General features: G+C 73.7%; 18 protein-coding genes and 1 pseudogene. 13 read left to right on the top strand and 6 right to left on the bottom strand.

Features of this window, described 5'->3' with window-relative positions; all coding sequences use genetic code 11:
- The 6 genes and pseudogenes from ABZ914_RS25180 to ABZ914_RS25155 all read left to right on the top strand — a co-directional run.
- Positions 1-256: pseudogene (locus tag ABZ914_RS25180) on the top strand (hypothetical protein); the annotation flags it as partial.
- A gap of 122 nt (positions 257-378) precedes the next feature.
- Complete coding sequence (locus ABZ914_RS25175) at positions 379-2,751, top strand: phosphoketolase family protein (protein ID WP_500196140.1); 2,373 nt, start codon at positions 379-381, stop codon at positions 2,749-2,751.
- 36 nt (positions 2,752-2,787) lie between these two features.
- On the top strand, positions 2,788-3,849 hold the full coding sequence (locus tag ABZ914_RS25170; RefSeq protein ID WP_500196139.1) for an acetate/propionate family kinase: 1,062 nt from the start codon (positions 2,788-2,790) through the stop codon (positions 3,847-3,849).
- A gap of 99 nt (positions 3,850-3,948) precedes the next feature.
- Positions 3,949-5,193 (top strand): PP2C family protein-serine/threonine phosphatase, encoded by a 1,245-nt coding sequence (locus ABZ914_RS25165; RefSeq protein ID WP_500196138.1) that lies wholly within the window; start codon positions 3,949-3,951, stop codon positions 5,191-5,193.
- An 11-nt stretch (positions 5,194-5,204) separates the two neighbouring features.
- A complete protein-coding gene (locus tag ABZ914_RS25160; protein WP_500196136.1) occupies positions 5,205-6,623 on the top strand; it encodes a sigma-70 family RNA polymerase sigma factor in 1,419 nt (472 codons plus the stop codon).
- A gap of 60 nt (positions 6,624-6,683) precedes the next feature.
- Positions 6,684-7,463 carry an SDR family NAD(P)-dependent oxidoreductase gene (locus ABZ914_RS25155; protein WP_500196135.1) on the top strand — a complete coding sequence of 260 codons (780 nt, stop codon included), beginning with the start codon at positions 6,684-6,686 and terminating at the stop codon, positions 7,461-7,463.
- Between the two features lie 185 nt (positions 7,464-7,648).
- On the opposite strand, the gene ABZ914_RS25150 is transcribed toward ABZ914_RS25155, so the two are convergent.
- Entirely contained in the window at positions 7,649-8,272 is a 624-nt protein-coding gene (locus ABZ914_RS25150; RefSeq protein WP_500196133.1) for a TetR/AcrR family transcriptional regulator, read from the bottom strand.
- A gap of 83 nt (positions 8,273-8,355) precedes the next feature.
- On the opposite strand from ABZ914_RS25150, the gene ABZ914_RS25145 reads away from it, so the two are divergent.
- Positions 8,356-9,111 (top strand): SDR family NAD(P)-dependent oxidoreductase, encoded by a 756-nt coding sequence (locus ABZ914_RS25145; protein WP_500196132.1) that lies wholly within the window; start codon positions 8,356-8,358, stop codon positions 9,109-9,111.
- Positions 9,112-9,140: 29 nt separating this feature from the next.
- Here ABZ914_RS25145 and ABZ914_RS25140 read toward each other — a convergent pair whose 3' ends face one another.
- The gene (locus tag ABZ914_RS25140; RefSeq protein WP_500196130.1) at positions 9,141-9,938 is read right to left on the bottom strand and encodes an aminotransferase class IV family protein; all 798 of its coding nucleotides are present in this window, start codon (positions 9,936-9,938) and stop codon (positions 9,141-9,143) included.
- Positions 9,939-10,011: 73 nt separating this feature from the next.
- On the opposite strand from ABZ914_RS25140, the gene ABZ914_RS25135 reads away from it, so the two are divergent.
- On the top strand, positions 10,012-10,377 hold the full coding sequence (locus ABZ914_RS25135) for a MerR family transcriptional regulator (protein WP_433147963.1): 366 nt from the start codon (positions 10,012-10,014) through the stop codon (positions 10,375-10,377).
- 36 nt (positions 10,378-10,413) lie between these two features.
- Here the strand turns inward: ABZ914_RS25135 and ABZ914_RS25130 are convergent, their stop codons facing one another.
- Complete coding sequence (locus ABZ914_RS25130; protein ID WP_500196129.1) at positions 10,414-10,932, bottom strand: CGNR zinc finger domain-containing protein; 519 nt, start codon at positions 10,930-10,932, stop codon at positions 10,414-10,416.
- Between the two features lie 36 nt (positions 10,933-10,968).
- Here ABZ914_RS25130 and ABZ914_RS25125 point away from each other — a divergent pair, with 36 nt between their 5' ends.
- Positions 10,969-11,670 (top strand): hypothetical protein, encoded by a 702-nt coding sequence (locus ABZ914_RS25125; RefSeq protein WP_500196127.1) that lies wholly within the window; start codon positions 10,969-10,971, stop codon positions 11,668-11,670.
- A 129-nt stretch (positions 11,671-11,799) separates the two neighbouring features.
- Here the strand turns inward: ABZ914_RS25125 and ABZ914_RS25120 are convergent, their stop codons facing one another.
- On the bottom strand, positions 11,800-12,372 hold the full coding sequence (locus ABZ914_RS25120) for a TetR/AcrR family transcriptional regulator (RefSeq protein WP_500196126.1): 573 nt from the start codon (positions 12,370-12,372) through the stop codon (positions 11,800-11,802).
- Between the two features lie 91 nt (positions 12,373-12,463).
- On the opposite strand from ABZ914_RS25120, the gene ABZ914_RS25115 reads away from it, so the two are divergent.
- Positions 12,464-12,868: a nuclear transport factor 2 family protein gene (locus tag ABZ914_RS25115; RefSeq protein WP_500196124.1), complete on the top strand. Its 405-nt coding sequence runs from the start codon at positions 12,464-12,466 to the stop codon at positions 12,866-12,868.
- Between the two features lie 80 nt (positions 12,869-12,948).
- A complete protein-coding gene (locus tag ABZ914_RS25110; RefSeq protein WP_500196122.1) occupies positions 12,949-14,337 on the top strand; it encodes a DUF6882 domain-containing protein in 1,389 nt (462 codons plus the stop codon).
- A gap of 76 nt (positions 14,338-14,413) precedes the next feature.
- Here ABZ914_RS25110 and ABZ914_RS25105 read toward each other — a convergent pair whose 3' ends face one another.
- Positions 14,414-14,977, bottom strand: a complete 564-nt coding sequence (locus ABZ914_RS25105; RefSeq protein WP_433245579.1) for a TetR/AcrR family transcriptional regulator — start codon at positions 14,975-14,977, stop codon at positions 14,414-14,416.
- A gap of 99 nt (positions 14,978-15,076) precedes the next feature.
- On the opposite strand from ABZ914_RS25105, the gene ABZ914_RS25100 reads away from it, so the two are divergent.
- The gene (locus ABZ914_RS25100) at positions 15,077-15,955 is read left to right on the top strand and encodes an SDR family NAD(P)-dependent oxidoreductase (RefSeq protein WP_500196120.1); all 879 of its coding nucleotides are present in this window, start codon (positions 15,077-15,079) and stop codon (positions 15,953-15,955) included.
- Between the two features lie 56 nt (positions 15,956-16,011).
- Here the strand turns inward: ABZ914_RS25100 and ABZ914_RS25095 are convergent, their stop codons facing one another.
- The gene (locus ABZ914_RS25095; protein ID WP_190854662.1) at positions 16,012-16,497 is read right to left on the bottom strand and encodes an Lrp/AsnC family transcriptional regulator; all 486 of its coding nucleotides are present in this window, start codon (positions 16,495-16,497) and stop codon (positions 16,012-16,014) included.
- Between the two features lie 130 nt (positions 16,498-16,627).
- Here ABZ914_RS25095 and ABZ914_RS25090 point away from each other — a divergent pair, with 130 nt between their 5' ends.
- Positions 16,628-20,113: an indolepyruvate ferredoxin oxidoreductase family protein gene (locus tag ABZ914_RS25090; RefSeq protein WP_500196119.1), complete on the top strand. Its 3,486-nt coding sequence runs from the start codon at positions 16,628-16,630 to the stop codon at positions 20,111-20,113.
- The last annotated feature ends 45 nt before the right edge of the window (positions 20,114-20,158 follow it).

Raw genomic sequence — 20,158 nt, 5'->3', positions numbered from 1 at the left:
GCTCGCCGCGCCCCGCTGGCGCCTCGCCGGCGGGCTCGGCCCGTTCGAGGCGCCGCAGGGCAACACGCCGATCCGGCTCGACCTCCAGGCCGGCGCGCCGGACGCCTGGGCGCGTGACCTGCCCGGCCGCGGGCACCTCGTCCGGACGGCGGCGGATGACGAGGACTTCGGCGAGGCGCAGCTCATCGAGGCCGGTCCGGGCGGCGGCCTGCGCGGCGACGGTCCCTGCCCCTTCACCCTCCCCCGCGTCCGCTGAGCACGGCCCCGCGAGCGGATCCGGGGACGTCCGGGGGTTCCCGTGCGCGGGGTTGACGGGAGAGATTGCGGGGACGTGATCCTTCCCGGGCGTACGCCGACCACCGAAGGGACCACCGCGCCATGACCGAGGCCGTCACCGCGTCCACTCCCCTGTCCGACGACGAGGTCCGGCGGATCGACGCCTACTGGAGAGCCGCGAATTACCTTTCGGTAGGGCAGATCTATCTCCTGAGCAACCCCCTGCTGCGCGAGCCGTTGCGGCGGCGCCACATCAAGCCGCGCCTGCTCGGCCACTGGGGCACCTCGCCCGGCCTGAACTTCTGCTACGCGCACCTGAACCGGGCCATCAAGATCCGCGACCTCGACATGATCTACATCATGGGTCCGGGGCACGGCGGGCCGGCGGCGGTCGCGAACGCGTGGCTGGAGGGCACCTACAGCGAGGTGTATCCGGACGTGTCGCGGGACGGTCCCGGCATGGAGCGGCTGTTCCGGCAGTTCTCGTTCCCCGGCGGCATCCCGAGCCACGTCGCGCCGGAGACGCCGGGGTCGATCCACGAGGGCGGCGAGCTGGGCTACTCGCTGGCGCACGCGTACGGCGCCGCGTTCGACAACCCGGATCTCGTCGTGGCGTGCATCGTCGGCGACGGCGAGGCGGAGACCGGGCCGCTCGCGGCGTCGTGGCACTCCACCAAGTTCGTCGACCCGGTGAACGACGGGGCCGTCCTGCCGATCCTGCACCTCAACGGCTACAAGATCGCGAACCCGTCGGTGCTGGCGCGGATCTCCGAGGAGGAGCTCGTCCAGCTCATGGACGGCTACGGGTACCGGCCGATCATCGTCAGCGGCGACGAGCCGGAGCCGATGCACCGCAAGATGGCCGTCGCGGTGGAGCGCGCGCTGGACGAGATCGCCGAGATCCAGCGGTCCGCCCGCGAGGGCGGCGACACCGAACGGCGCCGCTGGCCGATGATCATCCTGCGGTCGCCGAAGGGCTGGACCGGGCCGAAGGTGGTCGACGGCCTGCCGGTCGAGAACACCTGGCGCTCCCACCAGGTGCCGCTGACCGGCGTCTGCGACAATCCCGAGCACCTCGCGCAGCTCGAGGAGTGGCTGCGCTCCTACCGTCCGGAGGAGCTGTTCGACGAGGAGGGGCGCCCGTTCCCCGCCATCACCGACCTGGCGCCCGAGGGCGAGCGCCGGATGAGCGCGAACCCGCACGCCAACGGCGGGCTCCTGCTGCGCCCGCTGAAGCTGCCCGACTTCCGCGACCACGCCGTCAAGGTCGACCGCCCCGGGACGGCGACGTCCGAGGCCACCCGCGTGCTCGGTGCGTTCCTGCGGGAGGTGGTGGAGCGCAACCCGTCCAACTTCCGGATCATGGGCGCGGACGAGACGGCATCCAACCGGCTCGGCGACGTTTTCGAGGCCACCGACCGGGTGTTCGAAGGCGAGCGGCTGCCGACCGACGAGCACCAGGCGCCGCACGGCCGGGTCATGGAGGTGCTCAGCGAGCACCTGTGCCAGGGCTGGCTGGAGGGCTACCTGCTGACCGGGCGGCACGGCCTGTTCAACAGCTACGAGGCGTTCGTCCACATCGTCGACTCGATGTTCAACCAGCACGCGAAGTGGCTGAAGGTGACGCGGCGGCTGCCGTGGCGGCGGCCGATCGCGTCGCTGAACTACCTGCTGTCGTCGCACGTGTGGCGGCAGGACCACAACGGCTTCACGCACCAGGACCCCGGCTTCCTCGACGTCGTCATGAACAAGAAGCCCGAGATCGTCCGGGTGTACCTGCCGCCGGACGCCAACACGCTGCTGTCGGTCGGCGACCACTGCCTGCGGTCCCGCGACTACGTCAACGTGATCGTCGCCGGGAAGCAGCCCGCGCTGGACTGGCTGCCGATGGACGAGGCGATCGCGCACTGCACGCGCGGCATCGGCATCTGGGAGTGGGCGTCCACCGACGGCGGCGCGGACCCCGACGTCGTCATGGCGTGCGCGGGCGACATCCCGACGCTGGAGACGCTCGCCGCCGTCGACCTCCTGCGGCAGCTCTTCCCGGACCTGCGCGTCCGGGTCGTGAACGTCGTCGACCTGATGCGGCTGGAGCCCGACACCGAGCACCCGCACGGGCTGCCGGACCGCGAGTACGACGCGCTCTTCACCACCGACAAGCCGGTCATCTTCGCGTTCCACGGCTACCCGTACCTGATCCACCGGCTCGCCTACCGCCGCCACGGCCACGACCACCTGCACGTCCGCGGCTACAAGGAGGAGGGCACCACGACCACGCCCTTCGACATGGTGATGCTGAACGACCTGGACCGCTTCCACCTGGTCATGGACGTCATCGACCGCGTCCCGTCCCTCGGCGGCCGCGTCGCCCACATCCGGCAGCGCATGGCCGACCAGCGCCTCGCCCTGCGCGCCTACACGCGCGAGCACGGCGAGGACGCGCCCGAGGTCCGCGACTGGACCTGGCCTTACTGAAGCCGAACCTTGACGAAGCCGCACTGAGGGGCCGCGATGCGCATCCTGACCGTGAACCCGGGGTCGAGCAGCCTGAAGCTGAGCATGATCGACCCGGACGGCACCGTCGTCACCGAGAACGCGGGCGCCCGCCACGAGGTCGCCCCGATGGTCGCGGACATGCCGGCGCCGGACGCGGTCGGCGTCCGGTTCGTGCACGGCGGCACCGACTTCACCGAGCCCGTCGTCGTCGACGCGCGGGTCACCGAACGCCTGGAGGCGCTCGCCGACCTCGCGCCGCTGCACCAGCCCGCGTCGCTGCACGCGCTGTCGGAGATCACCGGCGCGCTGCCCGGCGTGCCCGCCGTCGCCTGCTTCGACACCGCGTTCCACGCCACCCTGCCGGACGCCGCCGCCACCTACGCGCTGCCCGCCGAATGGCGCGAGCGGTTCGGGCTGCGCCGCTACGGCTTCCATGGGCTCTCGTACTCCTACGCCGTCCGCCGGACGCGCGAGATGCTCGGCACGCTGCCGACCCGGGCGGTGATCTGCCACCTGGGGTCCGGGGCGTCCCTCGCAGCGGTCGCCGACGGCCGCTCCGTCGACACCACGATGGGCTTCACGCCGCTCGAAGGGCTCGTCATGGCGTCCCGCGCCGGCAGCGTCGACCCGGGCATCCCGCTGTGGCTGATCAAGCACGGCATCGAGGCGTCCGAGATCAACGAGGCGCTGGAGGGCCGGTCCGGGCTGCGCGGCCTCACCGGGACGGGCGACATGCGGGAGATCCGGGAGCGCGCCGAGGCCCGCGACGCCGTCGCGCTGGCCGCCCTCGACGTCTACCACCACCGCCTGCGCGCCTGCGCCGCCGCGATGGCCGCCACCCTCGGCGGGCTGGACGCGCTCGTCTTCACCGGCGGCGTCGGCGAGCACGACCCCTTCGTCCGGCACCGGCTGGCCGAGGATCTCGCCTTCCTCGGCGTCTCCGTCGATCCCGCCCGCAACGAGGAGGCCCACGGCGACGCCGACGTCACCGCCGCCGGTTCCGCCGTCCGCGTGCTGGTCGTGACGGCCCGCGAGGACCTCGAGATCGCCGCCGGTGTCCGCCGATGTCTAGGCTGACGACCTGGGAGAACGGACGTGCACCCGGAGGGCAATGAGATCCCCCAGCCTGCCGACAATTCCGGTAAAGCGCCAGATATCACGCATACGATGACCGAGATGGAGAGACCCGCAGACGCCCTGGCGAGCCTCGCGCGCAAGCTCGAGAACATCCAGGCGATCACCGACGAGGCGTTCGCCCACATGGGCGTCGAGGAGTTCCTCGACACCCTGCTCGCCCGCGTCCGCGAGATCCTGGGCGTGGACACCGCGGTCGTCCTGCTCCTGGACCGGGGCGAGCGGTTCCTCGAGGCGACGGTGGCGAAGGGCATCGAGGAGGAGGTCACCCAGGGCGTGCACGTCCCGGTGGGCGAGGGCTTCGCCGGACGCGTCGCCGCCGAGCGGCGGCCGGTCTACATCGCCGACGTGCCCACCGCGACGATCTTCAACCCGCTGCTGGTCCAGCGCGGCCTGTCCTCGCTGCTCGGCGTCCCCCTCATCGGCGGCGGGAAGCTGGTCGGCGTCATGCACGTCGGCACCCTCGCACCGCGCCTGTTCACCGCGGACGAGACCGAGTTCCTGCAGCTCGCGGCCGCGCGCATCGCCCTGACCGTGCAGTCGCTGACGAGCCGGGCCGAACGCGCCGGCGCCCTGGAGCTGCAGCGCAGCCTCCTCCCGTCCCGGCTTCCGCAGATCCCCGGCATCGAGATGGCCACCCGCTACCGTCCCGGCAAGGAGAGCGTCGGCGGCGACTGGTACGACGTCTTCGAGCTCCCGTCCGGCGAGCTCGGCATCGTCATGGGGGACGTGGCGGGCCACGGGCTGCCCTCCGCGGTCGTGATGGGCCGGATGCGCAGCGCGCTGCGCTCGTACGCGCTCGAGTCGACCGACCCCGCCGAGGTCCTGGCCAAGCTCAACCGCAAGATGATGCATTTCGAGCCCGACGCGACGGCGACCGTGCTCTACGCGGTGTGCGATCCCTCGCTGGAGCGGGTCCGGGTGTCCTCGGCCGGCCACCCTCCCCCGGTCCTCGCCCTGCCGGGCCGTCCGGCGGAGGCCGTCGACATGAAGTTCGACCTCCTGATCGGCCTGGGCGAGAACGCGTCCCGCACCACCAAGGTGATGGAGCTTCCTCCCGGGGCGCTGATGTGCTTCTACACCGACGGGCTGGTCGAGCGGCGGGACGACTCGGTCGACAACGGCGTCGCGCGGCTGTGCCGGGCCGTCCAGGCGGGCCCGCCCGAGCGGGTCGCCGCCGCGGTGATGTCGGCGCTCATCGGCCGCGAGCCCGCCGAGGACGACGTCGCCCTGCTCCTGGTGCACCGGACCGGGAACGCTCCGAAGCCGGGCGGGTCCTTGCCCTAGGCTCTGGGCGCATGACGGAGAGCGCGTGCCGGGTGTGCGGGAAGGCGCTGCCGCGCCCGGACGGGCGGCGGGGCCGGGCGTCGGTGTACTGCTCGGCCGCCTGCCGCCAGAAGGCGTACCGGACGCGGCGGACCGGCGGCGCCGATGCCGTCCACGACCTGATCTCCGATATCGAGCGGCGCGTGCAGAGCCTGGCGCCGGAACGCCCGGAGCCGTTCTACGCCGAGGTGCGGGCCCTGTCGTCGTCGGTCGGGCGGCTGCGCGGCATCGCGCGCGTGGCGGCCGACGCGACCCGGTCCGACGCACCGGTCCGCGCGGATTCCGTCACACCGGACCCCGTGACGGATTCCGCCGCCCCCGTGACGGAATCCACCGCCCCCGTGACGGAATCCGCCGCCCCCGTGACGGGATCCGCCGCGCCGGTCGCCGCGGATTCCGTCACGCCGGACGCCGTGACGAATCCATTCCGGGACGGCGACGAGCTCGACTTCGCCGGGCTGGTCGAGCCGCACCGGCGCGAGCTTCAGGTCCACTGCTACCGGATGGTCGGCTCCTACGACGACTCCGAGGACCTCGTCCAGGAGACGCTCCTCAAGGCGTGGCGGAACCGCGACGGGTTCGAGGGACGCTCCAGCCTGCGCACCTGGCTCTACACGATCGCCACGAACGCGTGCCTGGACTTCCTGCGCCGCAACGAGCGCCGCCCGCAGCGGTACGTCCCGTCCCCGGTTCCGCCGTCGAACGACGTGACCGCGCCTCCGTTCCTGCCCTGGCTGCAGCCGTTCCCGGACGACCCGGAGACGGCGGCGGAGACGGCGGAGACGCTGGAGCTGGTGTTCCTCGCCGCCGTGCAGCACCTGCCGCCGAAGCAGCGCGCCGTCCTGATCATGCGGGACGTGCTCGGCTGGCCGGCCGCCGACACCGCCGAGGCCCTCGGCCTGACCGTGGCCTCGGTGAACAGCGCCCTGCAACGGGCCCGGCCCGCCCTGCGCGAGCGCCTCCCCGAACGGCGTGACGCGTGGGCGCGCGGCACCGACCCGTCGAAGGCCGAACGCGCCCTCATCGAGCGCTACATGAAGGCCGCCGTCGACGGCGACATGGCCGCGATGACCGCCATGCTGCGCGAGGACGTCCGCATCACCATGCCCCCGAACCCGCTCTGGTTCGGCGGCCGCGACGCGATCATCGGCATGCTGTCGCAGACCTTCGACCCGTCCTCGCCCGCGTACATCGGCCGGTGGCGGCACCTTCCGGCCCGCGCGAACGGGCAGCTCGCCCTCGGCGGCTACGTGCAGCGGCCCGGCACCCGCGTCTACCGCGCGCAGGTCATGGACGTGCTGCGGGTCGAGGACGGCCTGATCGCCGAGATCACCTCGTTCGAGCCGCACCTGTTCCCCGCGTTCGGGCTGCCGCTGACGCTGACCGATTAGTTCTCCGGGCCCGTGCGTCTCCATAGGCGTCCCACAACGACACGAGAACGGAACACGGACATGCTGCTGGAGAACAAGAACGCGATCATCTACGGCGCCGGCGGCTCGATCGGCGGCGCGGTCGCGCGGACCTTCGCCCGGCAGGGCGCCACCGTCTTCCTCGCCGGCCGGACCCGCGCGTCCCTCGACGCCGTCGCCGCCGACATCGCGGCCGCCGGCGGACGCGCCGAGGTGGCCGTCCTCGACGCGCTCGACGAGAAGGCCGTCGAGGAGCACGCCCGGCACGTCGCCGACGCGGGCGGCATCGACGTCTCCTTCAACCTCGTCACGCGCGGCGACGTGCAGGGCATGCCGCTCACGCAGATGGCCGTGGACGACTTCGTCCGCCCGATCACGACCGGGATCACCACGAACTTCATCACCGCCCGGACCGCCGCCCGGCACATGTCCGAGCGCGGCTCCGGCGTCGTCCTCACGCTGGACAGCGGCTCCGCGAAGGGCAGCCCGATGATGGGCGGGACCGGCCCGGCGGACGCCGCGACCGACGCGCTCGTCCGCAACCTCGCGCAGGAGTGCGGCCCGGCGGGCGTCCGCGTCGTCGGCATCTGGACGGCGGGCCTCCCGGAGACCCTGTCGCCGGAGAAGCTCTCCCAGTTCGGCCCGGCCATGGACGACGCCGCCTTCCAGGCCCTGCTGACCCGCCTGGACGAGATGCGCCTGCTCCGCCGCTCTCCCACCCTCGCCCAGATCGCCGACACCGCCGCGTTTCTCGCCTCCGACGGCGCCGCCGCGATCACCGGCACCTTCGTCAACGCCACCGGCGGCATCTTCACCGACTGACCCGCCCCCGTGCGGCAGACGACGTGGTGGCGGTGGCGGGCGCACCGCCACCACCCCACCCCCCCCCGGCCGAAACACCCCCCCCCGCCCCCCCCCGGGGGGGGCACCGGGGGGGGGGGGGGGCGGGCCCCCCCCCCCACCACGCCATCGGGCGTCCATCGCGGCGGCGGTCGCCATGATGTGGATCAGGGGGCCGGGGACGCGGGGCTCGCGGGCCAGGCGGCGAGGGCGAGTTCGGCCACCGGCCGCAGGTCGGCGGCCGTCGCGCCGTCGGCGGCCCGCTGGGAGAAGCCCTGGAGGACGGTCGCCAGGTACTGGGCGAGCGCCCGGGTGTCGGTGGAGCCGGGGAGCTCGCCCGCGCGGACGGCCTCGTCGAAGCGGCGGGTGAAGGCGTCGACGTTGGCGTTGCGGATGTCGCGCAGGAACGCCTCGATGTCGGCGTCCTTGGGGGTGACGTTGGTGGCGGAGCGAATGATCAGGCAGCCCGCCGGGTGGGACGGGTCGGTGTAGATCGCGGCGGCCTCGCGCAGGATGCGCGCGACGACGTCCCTGGCGGTGCGCTCCTCGCGGAGCGCGGCGCCCGCGAAGCCCGCCGGCTCCGACGCCTGGTAGGCGGCGACGGCCTCCTTGAACAGGGCCTTCTTGTCCCCGAAGGCGGCGTACAGGCTCGCGGGCCGGATGCCCATCGCGGCCGTCAGGTCGCCGACGGAGGTGGCCTCGTAGCCGCGCTCCCAGAACATCTCGACGGCCGTGGCGAGCGCCCGGTCGCGGTCGAAGGTGCGGGGACGCCCCCGGCGGCTCTCGGTCATGCCCCAATTCTAGAGCAAACACTCAACAAAACGTGCTACCTTCTTTCTTGAGCAATCACTCAACAAATAGAGGGAGCACGTTCATGGAACGCCTGGCGAGCAAGGTCGCGCTGGTCACCGGCGGCAGCCGCGGCATCGGACGGGCCGTGGCGCGGCGGCTGGCGGCCGACGGGGCCACCGTCGCGCTGACCTACGGGCGGGACGCCGCCGCCGCGGACGAGACCGTCCGGACCATCGAGAAGGACGGCGGGCGCGCGGTCGCCCTGCACGCCGAGCTGGGCCGGCACGGCGACGCGGCGGCGCTCTGGGAGGCGTTCGACGAGCGGACCGGCGGCGCCCGCGTCGACATCCTGGTCAACAACGCCGGCATCGGCCGCAGCGCGGACCTGGCCGGCCTCACCGAGGAGGGGTTCGACGAGGTGTTCGCGGTGAACGTCCGCGCACCGTTCTTCATCGTCCAGCAGGCGCTGCCCCGGCTCAACGACGGCGGACGGATCGTGAACATCTCCAGCGGCGCGGCCCGCCTCGCGATGCCCGAGGTGATCGCCTACGGCTCGACCAAGGGCGCCCTGGACACCTTCACCCTCAACCTCGCCAAGGCGCTCGGCCCGCGCGGGATCACGGTCAACTCCGTCGCCCCCGGGATCATCGACACCGACGTCAACGCCGGCTGGCTGCGCGGGAACGCCGAGGCGTGGGAGCGCGCGTCGTCCCTCTCCGCGCTCGGCCGGGTCGGCACGCCCGAGGACGTCGCGGACGTCGTGGCCTTCCTCGCCTCCGACGACGCCCGCTGGGTGACCGGACGCGTCGTCGACGCCACCGGCGGTTCCGCCCTCTGAGCACCGAGGCGTGGCCGCCCCCTCGGCGATCAGGGCTCGATGAGGGGTTCGGCCTGGTAGGCCGCGTGCAGCAGTTCCAGGAAGCGGGGCGCTTCGGGGACGGGTGCCGAACCGATCCGGTGGACGGCGACGCCCGGCGTCCAGGAGTTCATGACCACGGCGCCGGCCAGGTCCGGCACGTCGGCGGGCGTGACCTCCTGGACGCGCTGCGGGACGCCGAGGCCGTCGAGCCGCCGGCGGACGATGCCCATCGTGGTCCCGACCAGCATCGCGGCGTCGGGCCACACCACGGCGTCGCCGTCCCAGAAGGCGAGGTTCCAGATCGTGGCCTCGCTGAACCGGCCGCGCCGGTCGACGAACGCGGCGTCGTCGAAGCCGTCCCGGACGGCACGCCGCATCAAGTAGGTCTTGGCCACCTCGCCGACGTGCTTCACGGCGGGCAGGAACCGTTCGTACTCGACCGTCGCCAGGGCCAGCGGTCCCGGCGGGCCGGACGCGGGCGGCCCGGTGCGGACCAGGACGTCGAGCTCCGCGGCCTCGCCCGCGCTGAACTCCCCCGGCGCCGCGTGCACGGTGGCCGTCAGCGAGACGTCCGGGGGGCTCGCCTCCAGCGCCGTCCGCAGGAAGGACCGCACCCGGTCGTCGGGCAGCGCCCGGCCGAACAGCTCGACGGACGCGAACCGCAATCGCTCCAGGTGCAGGTCGAGGCCCCGGATCCGTCCTCCGCGCACCTGCATGGCGGTGAAGTGGGCATAGCCCGCGAAGGCGAGCGGCGCCAGCTCTCCGGCGGTCGCCGCGCGGCCGTTGCGGTGGGCGAGTGTGGTCATCGGCGTCTCCAGCGGTGCGGAATGATCGTTCGCAGAGCGACGTTAGGGCTTCACACCGGTGAGAAGGTCAAACGTGGACGGTGACATGCTGATCGGGGAGTTGTCCCGGCGGACCGGGGTCAGCGCGCGGCTGCTGCGGTACTACGAGGAGCAGGGCCTCCTCGCGGCCGGGCGCGACGCGAACGGCTACCGGCGCTACTCCGGCGACTCCGTGGCGACCGTGCGGAAGATCCGCGTCCTGCTGGAGGCGGGCCTGTCCACCGAGGTGATCCGGCAGGTGCTCCCCTGCACGCGGGACGCCCGGCCGGAGTTCGACTGGTGCTCCGGCATCCGCGACCTCCTGGACCGGGAACTGGCGGCCCTCGACGACCGCATCGAGGGGCTCCAGCGCAACCGCGGCGCGATCGCCGGGTTCCTGGCGCAACCCGGCGAACGCTAGAGCGGCCGCCGCGCCCCGGCGCCCATGCAACCCCGGTCACCCCTTCTTGGCCGTGGACCTGCGGCGGGCGCGGTAGGCGGCGACGGTGGTCCGGCTGGCGCAGGTGTTGGAGCAGAACCGGCGGCTGCGGTTGCGGGAGTCGTCGACATAGAAGCGCGCGCAGCCGTCCGCCCGGCACCGGCCCACGGTGACGTCGGGGTCGCCGCTGATCACGTGGGCGAGCGCGGCACCGCAGCTCCGGCCGAGCCAGGACGCGGCGTCCTCGCCGTCGCGCGCGAAGTGCAGGTGGGGACCGCCGGCCTCGTCGTGCGTGCTCACGTGGATCGACGGCGGGAACTCCGCCAGGAGCCGGTTGACGGGGTCGATCGGGCCCGCGTCCGCGACGGCCTCGACCGCGTCGCGCAGGGCCGGGAGGAGTCCCGCGAGCCCGGCGGCGTCCGGTTCGGCGACGCGGTGCTGCGCGAAGAACTCCCGCCGCAGGTCACTGGGGTCGTCCCCGTTCGCCAGCTCGACGGCCAGTTTCGCCAGATTGCCAATGTAGGCGACGTAACGCACTTGACCACCTACCTCCTCGCCCGCATAGTAGGCCGCATGACCATGAACACCAACTACATTGCCAGATCGGCGGAGACCGCTGCGGAGTCGCTGAAGCGGGCGGGCCGCTGGGACCTGGCGCTCGACCTGCCCGCGGCCCGCACGACGGCGCTGCGGGCGGAGATCCTCACCGACCGGTTCTTCTGGCGCCTCGACGATCCGGCCGAGGCGGAGACCGCCGTCGCCGCACTGGCCGAGGAGGACCCGGCGCGCGGCGGGTTCTGCGACGCCCAGCTCGCCTACACCCGGCTGCTCTTCGACCTCGACCCGCGCCCCGGCGACGAGGAGCGCGTGCGGGCCGGCTTCGCCGCCGCGTCGGGGGACGAGCGGCTCGCGGGCTGGGCGACCTTCTGGACGGGCATCGTCACAGAGAAGTTCGACGGCGCGCCGGAACAGGCGAAGGCGTCCTACGGCGAGGCCCTTGACTCGGCGGTGAGGGACGAGGACCTCCTGCTGGAGTCCTACGCGATCCGGCATCTCGGCGCCTTGGCCCTGGAGAGCGGCGACGTGTCCGGGCTCGACGACCTGCGCAGGTCGTACCACCTTCGCGCCGCGCTCGGCGCCCGCCCGCAGACCGCCGCCGCCGCGGCCACCTACGCCGCCGAGCTGCCGCCGGGCCCCGAGGCCGACGACCTGAACCGGCTCGCCGCGCGGACGGCCCGCGAGCTCGGCCTCACCTGGCTGGCCAAGAGCCTGTGACCGCGCCCCAGCCGCCGAGCGGCCGGTCGACACGGTTCGCGGACCTCACCCTGGACCCCGGTGACCTGCGGCTCCACACCCTGGACGCCGCCGACGCGCCCCTGCTCGCCGAGGCGACCAGCGCAGCCGTCATTCGGGTCGGTCGGCCTTGGTGACGGCACGGACGGCAGGGCGGAGGATCTCGACGACCCGGTCCGGGTCGGCGTCGGCCAGGTGGTCGAGCGCGAGGAGGTGGCGGCCGAGGGCGAGCCCGATCAGCATCGCGTTGACGACGGCGGCGCGCAGGTCGGCGTCCTCGTCGGGGATGGCCTGCCCGATCCCCTCCTTGCGGAGCCGCGCCGCGGACCGGAACGCGCGGGCGGCCTCCGGGTGGGTCAGCATCGACCGCAGGAGGGCCAGCGACTCGACCGGTTCCTCGGCCAGCGAGGTGCGGAGCCGGTCGAGCAGCTGCTCGGCGACCTCGTCGGCAGTGCCGCCGGGCATCCAGCTCGCGCCCGCCTCGATGGCCCGCGCGAAGAGCTTCTCCTTGCTGCCGAAGTAGTGCATGACCAGGCCGGGATCGACGCCCGCGGCGGTGGCGACCGCACGGATGGTGGTCCTGTCGTAGCCGGCGTCGGCGAAGATCCGGCGGGCGTGCTCGAGGATGCGGGCCTGCGTGGCGCGCCGCTGCTCGGCCCGGGACCCGCCCGCTGGGGTGCTCACCTCCTCATTCTATGGGCGTTGACCGGGATGCCATTTTCGTTCTACATTCGTTGAACCATTCATGCAACGCACGTTGAACGAAGGAGCGGCCATGAGCGCACCGGCAACACCGCTGGAGGTCCTCGAGCGGCGGCGGGAGCTGCTGATCACCCGGGACATGGAGGCGTTCGCGGACCTGTTCGCGGCGGACGGCGTGATCGAACTGCCGTTCGGCGGACCGGGGCTGCCGGACCGGCTGGAGGGCCGAGAGGAGATCCGCGCGTTCTCCACGAAGGCGGGCCGGCCGGACCTGGAGATCCGCGACCTGCGCGTCCGCGACGTCCACCGCACCGACGACCCGGAAGTGGTGATCATGGAGCTCACCACCGTCGGCCGGGTCATCGCGACCGGCGAGCCGTTCGAGGTGCCCTGCATCCAGGTCTTCCGGATCCGCGACGGCCGGATCGTGCTCTTCCGCGACTACGTCGGAGCCGGATCGCTGCCGGCCCCTGCCTGATCGGCCGATCGCCCCGCACGCGGCGCGGTCGATCCCCTACGCTCTGGTGCTCACAGTCGGCCGGGGATGCGGGGGTTCGCGTGGATACGTTCAGTGACGCGCTGCTGGCGCTGGCGGCGCCGCGGCTGGGAGTGGCCGCCGAGCGGTCGGCGCGGCTCAACCGCGCCCTCGAAGGGACGACCTTCCGCAGGGACCTGGAGGCGGGCGTCGCGTGGTCGGACGACCGGCGGATGGCCGCCGGGATCCTCGGCAGCCACGCCGAGGACAACACCTTCCAGTGGAGCTGGGTCGTCCCCGGCTTCGCCGGGACGCCGGCCGCCGCGCACGCCGAGCGGCTCAGGGAGATCGGCGAGCGGCACGGCGTCCCCGAGCTGACCGAGCCGCTCGTCGACCTCGGCGGGTTCTACGATCCGCGGGCCGCCGCCGACGACCTCGCCCTGCTGGCGGTCGCGCTGCTGGAGGCGAGCGCCGCGATCCGGCACGGCCACGGCGGGCGGGCGCTGACGTTCATCGTCGCCGACGCGCCCGAGCTGACGGCCGGCGGGCCGGACGCGGAGCGGGCCGCGGACTGCCTGCGGCGCGCCGCCGACCTCCTCGGCGACTACGACGCCCGGCGGTACACGGACGCGATGATGCGCGGCTACGCCGAGCACCACGGTCTCGCGGTGCGGGAGTCGGAGATCGAGCTGCCGGGCGGGGCCGTCCCCTTCCCCGGCGGGGACGACGGCCGGTCCGGCCTGCTCCTCGTCAACGAACTCGACGTGAACGGGCCCGTCCCGCCGTCCGTCCTGGCCACGGCCGCCCCGGCGCTGGCGTGCGCGCTGGCCGGGCAGAACGCGCTGATCGACCGGCTGTCCGAGGACGGCGTGGACTGGCGGACGCCGCCCGCCTGGGACCCCGCCGCCGGGACGCTGCGCTTCGGCGCCGCCGTCACCGTGCAGGCCCGCGAGATCGGCGTCTTCCGGCCGGACGGGACCTGGGCCTGGACGGAGGGCGACGGCACGGCGCGGGCGCAGGAGCTGGTCGCCGGGGGCGGCGAGGCGTCATGGGCCGCCGCCGAGGCCGACCTCAGCGGGCATCCCCGGCCCGCGCACGTCGCGGAGCTGCTGGCCTGCACGGCCGCGCGGCTCGGCGGCGGCTGGGGCGCGTGGTCGGTGCCGGGGCCCGGCGGCGAGCGGCGGTTCGCGCTCGTCGATCCCGAAGAGCCGGACATCGGCGCGGACGCCATGCTGGCGGCGCTGCACACCAGTGCCAACATCGTCCAGCAGCTCGTCCTGCGCAAGGACCGCTACGAGGTGACGCGCGCGATGGCGCTCGGGCTGTTCGAGCACTGCGGCTACGTCCCGTGGGGCGCCGGAGAACCCGAGTTCCTGATGGGCGTGCAGGGCCTGTACCAGGCGCGCGCCTACGTGAGCGTGGACGGCACCATCTACCGCCTGTCGTCGGGCCTGTTCGGCCAGCCCGGCTGACCTCGTCCCGCTTGGTCCCGTCGGGCCGGCGCGTCCGGCGCCTCCGGCGCGTCCGGCGCGTCCGGCGCGTCCGGCGTCAGGCCAGCAGGGCGGCCACCGCGTCGACGACCAGCCGGCGGCGCCGCTCGGCCGAGCCGTCCTCCATGACGGCCTCGAACTCGGGCATGCTCGCGCTCCACAGGCTCGACAGGTGGATGACCAGGCCGAGCAGTTCGGCGGCCGTGAAGCGGTCGGGGAGCGTGCCGTCGGCCTGCGCGGCGGCGATGGCCCGCACCTTCGCGGTGTTACTGGCCACGACGGCGGGCAGGAGTTCAGCGGAGCCGGCACGTTCCAGGCGGTACCAGGTCGCGATGCGCTGCACCCAGGGGCGCTTCTCGTAGGAGTCGTGCAGGCGGCCCGCGTACTCGGGGAGGTTCGCGGCGTCGATGGGGACGTCGTCGAGCGTCTCCTGCACCATGGCGTCGAAGACGGCGTCGAACAGGCCGTCCTTGCTGCCGAAGTAGTGGTAGATCTGCGCCTTGTTGCTGCGGGCGGCGGCGGCGATCCGGTCCACGCGGGCGCCGGCGATGCCGTGCGCCGAGAACTCCTGCCGTGCCGCGTCCAGCAACCGCCGCCGCGTGGCGTCCGCGTCCCGTGCCATGCCCCGCACCCTATATCAACTAACCGTTCAGTTGACATCTCGACCGGAACGAGGTTCCCTAGAGCTAAACAACCAGTTAGTTAGTAAGCGGAGGTGGCCATGTCCACGCAGAGCTCACTGTCCTTCCTGATCACCGGGGCCTCCCGGGGCCTCGGCAAGGAGATCGCCCGCGCCGCGCTGGAGGCCGGGCACCGCGTCGTCGCCGGAGCGCGCACCCCGTCGGCGCTGGACGACCTCGCCGCCGCGCACGGCGACCGGCTCGTGATCGTGCCGCTGGACGTCACCGACGACGGCGCCGCCGAGAACGCCGTGCGGACCGCGGTGGTGCGGTTCGGCCGGCTGGACGTCCTGGTCAACAACGCCGGGTACGCCAACATGGCCCCGATCGAGGACGCCGACCCCGACGACTTCCGCGCGCAGGTCGACACCAACCTGTTCGGCGTCGTCCGGCTGACGCGCGCGGCGCTGCCGGTGATGCGCGAGCAGCGCGCCGGGCGGATCGTCCAGATCTCGTCGGTGGGCGGACGGCTCGCCACCCCGGGCCTGGGCGCGTACCAGACCGCGAAGTGGGCGGTCGGCGGGTTCTCCTCGGTGCTCGCCGCCGAGGTCGCGCCGCTGGGGATCAAGGTCACCGTGGTGGAGCCGGGCGGGATGCGGACCGACTGGGCCGGATCGTCCATGCGGGTCGACCCCGTCCGGCCCGAGTACGCCGAGACCGTCGGGCGGATCTCGGAGATGCACGCCGACGGCAGCGTCACGGCGGCGAGCGATCCCGCCAAGGTCGCGCGCCTCGTCCTCGACGTCGTCGCGCTGGACGAGCCGCCGTTGCGCCTGCTCGCAGGCGCGGACGCCTATGCCTACGGCACCGCCGCGGGCCGCGCCCTGCTCGCCGAGGACGAGCGGTGGCGCGAGCTGAGCGAGTCGACCACCGCGGACGACGCCACCGCCGAGCACCTCGACCCGCTCCGCCAGGGCTGACCCCGGCCCCGGGCGCGCGCGGGCGACCCGGCCCCGGCGGGCGCGGCGCCCGGGGGTCAGCGGGCGCGGCGCTCCTCGTCCTCCAGGAGCGGGCCGAGACGGAACGGGACCTGCTCGGTCAGCACGATCGAGGTCGTGCTGCGCCGCACGCCCGGGCACGCGAGGATCGCGTCGATCACCTCGTGCAGCTGCTTGCCGTTCGGGGCGACCGCCCGCACCAGGAGGTCGCCCTGGCCGGTGATGCCGAGGACCTCCAGGACGCGCGGGATCGCCGCGAGCGCCTGCGCGGCCTCGCGGAGCCGGCCCTGCGCGACCTCCAGGGTGACGAACGCGGTCAGCTCGAAGCCGAGCGCGCCGAGGTCGACCTCGCGGCCCCGGTGCCCGATGACGCCGTCGCGCTCCAGCCGCTCGACGCGGGCGTGCGCGGTGTTGCGGGCGATGCCGAGCCGGGCGGCCAGCTCGGTGATCCCGATGCGGGGCTGGTCGACCAGCCGGCGCAGGATCTGGATGTCGAGGAGGGTGGCACGCGTCACAACGCTCATCTCCGGCGGGTAACTCGGTTCTGACTTGAGCAATCCGCTCAATTATCACTGCCTCATCTTGCACTCCGCTCAGGCAAAGGTGCTCAATGTGGGCGAACGAGTCCGATATCGCCGGGAGAGGGGCAGCATCATGACCGGTACCTCGACGTCCGCGCTCCGCGACCGCCTGGAGCTGGAGCGGGGCCGGATCGCGCTGGGCGGCGTCCAGGCGCTGGTCCGGCTGCTGCTGGAGCAGCGGCGCGCCGACGCCCGGCGCGGCTGGACCACCGCCGGGTTCGTGTCCGGCTACCGGGGGTCCCCGCTCGGCGGGCTCGACCAGCAGCTGATCCGCGAGGCGAAGCTGCTGGGGGAGCACGACATCCGGTTCGTCCCGGGCGTCAACGAGGAGCTGGCCGCGACCGCGGTGTACGGGTCGCAGCTCGTCGACCACCTGCCCGGCCCGCGCTACCAGGGCGTCTTCGGCCTCTGGTACGGCAAGGCGCCCGGCGTCGACCGCTCGCTCGACGCGTTCAAGCACGCGAACTGGCTCGGCACCGCCGAGCGCGGCGGGGTGCTCGCGGTCGTGGGCGACGACCCGTCCTGCAAGTCCTCGACGCTGCCGTCCGCGACGGAGGGCGCGCTCGCCGAGGCGTTCATGCCGGTGCTCGCGCCCGGCTCGATCACCGACGTGCTGCGGCTCGGCCGGCACGGGTTCGAGATGTCCCGGTTCAGCGGCGCCTGGACCGGGTTCAAGCTCGTCACCGACGTCGCCGACTCGCTGGAGGTCGTGGACGTCGCGCCGGTCCCGGACCCGGTCGTCCCGGAACTGCAGTGGCGCGGCCGCCCCTGGAAGCCGACGCGGCGGCCCGGCGTCGACCTCAAGGACACGACGTCCCTCGAAGCCGAGGTCCTGCACGGACGGCTGCGCGCCGCGGCCGCCTACGCCTCGGCCAACGGCCTGGACGTCATCGAGGGCGCCACCGGCGACGCCGCCATCGGGCTCGTCGCGTCCGGCCGCACCTACCTCGAACTGCGCGAGGCCCTCGACCGGCTCGGCCTCGACGACGCCGCGCTCGCCCGGCGCGGTGTCCGGCTCCTCAGGCTCGCCCTGATCCACCCCCTCGACCCGGTGCGGCTCCGCGCGTTCGCCGCCGGGCTCCGCGAGATCGTGGTCGTCGAGGAGAAGCGCGCGTTCGTCGAGACGCAGATCCGCGACCTGCTGTACGACGCGCCGGAGCGGCCGGCGGTGCTCGGCAAGAACGGCGCGGACGGCGCGCCCCTCGTCCCCGCGGACGGCGGCCTCACCGCCGACCGGATCGTCAAGGCGCTCGCGCGGCTCCTCGCCGACCGCGTCGGCGAGGACCACGTCGACCTGCGCGACCCGGCACTGCTCCCCCGCAAGCCCGCGATCAACCTGCTCGCGCCCGCCCGCACCCCGTACTTCTGCTCCGGCTGCCCGCACAACCGGTCCACGGTCGTCCCCGACGGGTCGATGGCGGCGAGCGGCATCGGCTGCCACGTCATGACCGTCTTCCAGGACCGCAGCATCGGCACCACGCAGATGGGCGGCGAGGGCGCGATGTGGGTCGGCGCCGCGCCGTTCACCACGACCCCGCACATGTTCCAGAACCTCGGCGACGGCACGTTCTTCCACTCCGGCAGCCTCGCGATCCGGCAGGCCGTCGCCGCCGGCGCGAACATCACCTTCAAGCTCCTCTACAACGCGGCCGTCGCGATGACCGGCGGGCAGGACGCCGACGGCGGCACCGACCCCGCGTCCGTCACCCGCCTCCTGCACGCCGAGGGCGTCGCGAAGATCGTCGTGGTGGCGGACGACCCGTCCCGCTACCCGCGCGGCACGGACTGGGCGCCCGGCGTCCGCGTCCGGCACCGCGACGACCTCGACGCCGTCCAGCGGGAGCTGCGCGAGATCCCCGGCGTCACCGTGCTCCTCTACGACCAGGCGTGCGCCGCCGAGACCCGCCGCAAGCGCAAGCGCGGCCTCGTCCCGGACCCGCAGACCCGCGTGCTGATCAACGAGGCGGTCTGCGAGGGCTGCGGCGACTGCGGCACCAAGTCCAACTGCCTCAGCGTCGAGCCCGTCGAGACCGAGTTCGGCCGCAAGACGCGGATCAACCAGACGTCGTGCAACAAGGACTACTCCTGCGTCGACGGCGACTGCCCGTCGTTCGTCACCGTGATCCCGGGCGAACGGAGGCCGTCCGGGCCCGCGCTGCCGAAGATCGGCGAGCTGGCGGAGCCCGCCTCCCGGCCCGGCGCGGCGGACGTCCTGCTCGTCGGCATCGGCGGCACCGGCGTCGTCACCGTCAACCAGGTCCTCGCCACCGCCGCGCTGCTCGACGGCCGGCACGCCCGCGCCCTCGACCAGACCGGGCTCAGCCAGAAGGCCGGCGCGGTGGTCTCCCACCTGCGGATCGGGGCCGCTCCCGCTGAGCGCCCCGGCATGATCGGGGACGGCGGCGCCGACGCCTACCTGGTGTTCGACGCGCTCGCCGGCACCGCCGAGGCCAACCTGCGCCGCTGCGCGCCCGGCCGCACCGCCGCCGTCGTGTCCACCAGCGAGGTCCCGACCGGCCGGATGATCACCGACGTGACGGCGTCGCTGCCGCCGAGCGCGTCCCTCGTCCGGCAGATCGCCGCCCGCACCGACGCCGCCCGGCTCGTCGCGCTCGACGCCCTGGAGCTGGCCGAACGCTGGTTCGGCGGCACCACCACCGCGAACTTCGTGGTCGTCGGCGCCGCCTACCAGGCCGGGCTGCTGCCGCTGTCGGCGCGCGCGATCGAGGAGGCGCTCGCGCTCAACGGCGTCCAGGTCGAGGCGAACGTCCAGGCGTTCCGGGCGGGCCGGCGGCTCGTCCTGGAGCCCGAATGGGCCGAGCCGCCCGCCGCTCCCGCCGCCGTCCAGCGGCCCCTGGCCGCCAACGCGCCCGCCGCGATGAACCTCGTGGACGCGTCGGGCACCGACGACGAGCTGGCCCGCGTGCTGCGGATCCGCGTCCCCGACCTCGCCGCCTACCAGGACCTCGCGCTCGCCAAGCGGTACCTCGACACCGTCCTGCGGGTCGCCGCCGCCGAACGCGACGCGGTCGGGTCCGGACAGCGGCTCGCCGTCGCCGTCGCCCGCCACCTGCACAAGCTGATGGCCTACAAGGACGAGTACGAGGTCGCGCGCCTCCACCTCGACCCGGCGCTCACCCGCCAGGTCGAAGAGCAGTTCGGTGCGGGCGCGACCGTCCGGTACATGCTGCACCCGCCGCTGCTGCGCGCCGTCGGCGTCGACCGCAAGATCGCGCTCGGCCGGACGGCCCGTCCCGCCTTCCACGCGCTGCGCGCGATGCGGCGGCTGCGCGGCACCCCGTTCGACCCGTTCGGCGCCACCGCCCAGCGCCGCGCCGAGCGCCGCCTCGTCACCGAGTACCTCGCGGTCGTCGACGAGCTCGCCGGCGGGCTCGACAAGGACAACCACGACCTCGCCGTGGAGATCGCCGAACTGCCCGACATGATCCGCGGCTACGAGGACGTCAAGACCGCCAACATCGCCCGCTACCGCGGCGAGCTGCGCGACCTCCTCGCCGCCTGGCGCGCGGAGCAGCCGCTCCCGGCGGGCAGCAAATAGACCGGCCGGCCGCGCCCCGTACCCCAACGACGTGGTACCGGGGCG

It is taken from the genome of Spirillospora sp. NPDC046719 (genome assembly GCF_040645715.1).
Classification (GTDB): Bacteria; Actinomycetota; Actinomycetes; order Streptosporangiales; family Streptosporangiaceae; genus Spirillospora.
Note: the sequence above shows the minus strand (reverse complement) of the source record. Positions and strands in the feature narration are given on the sequence as shown.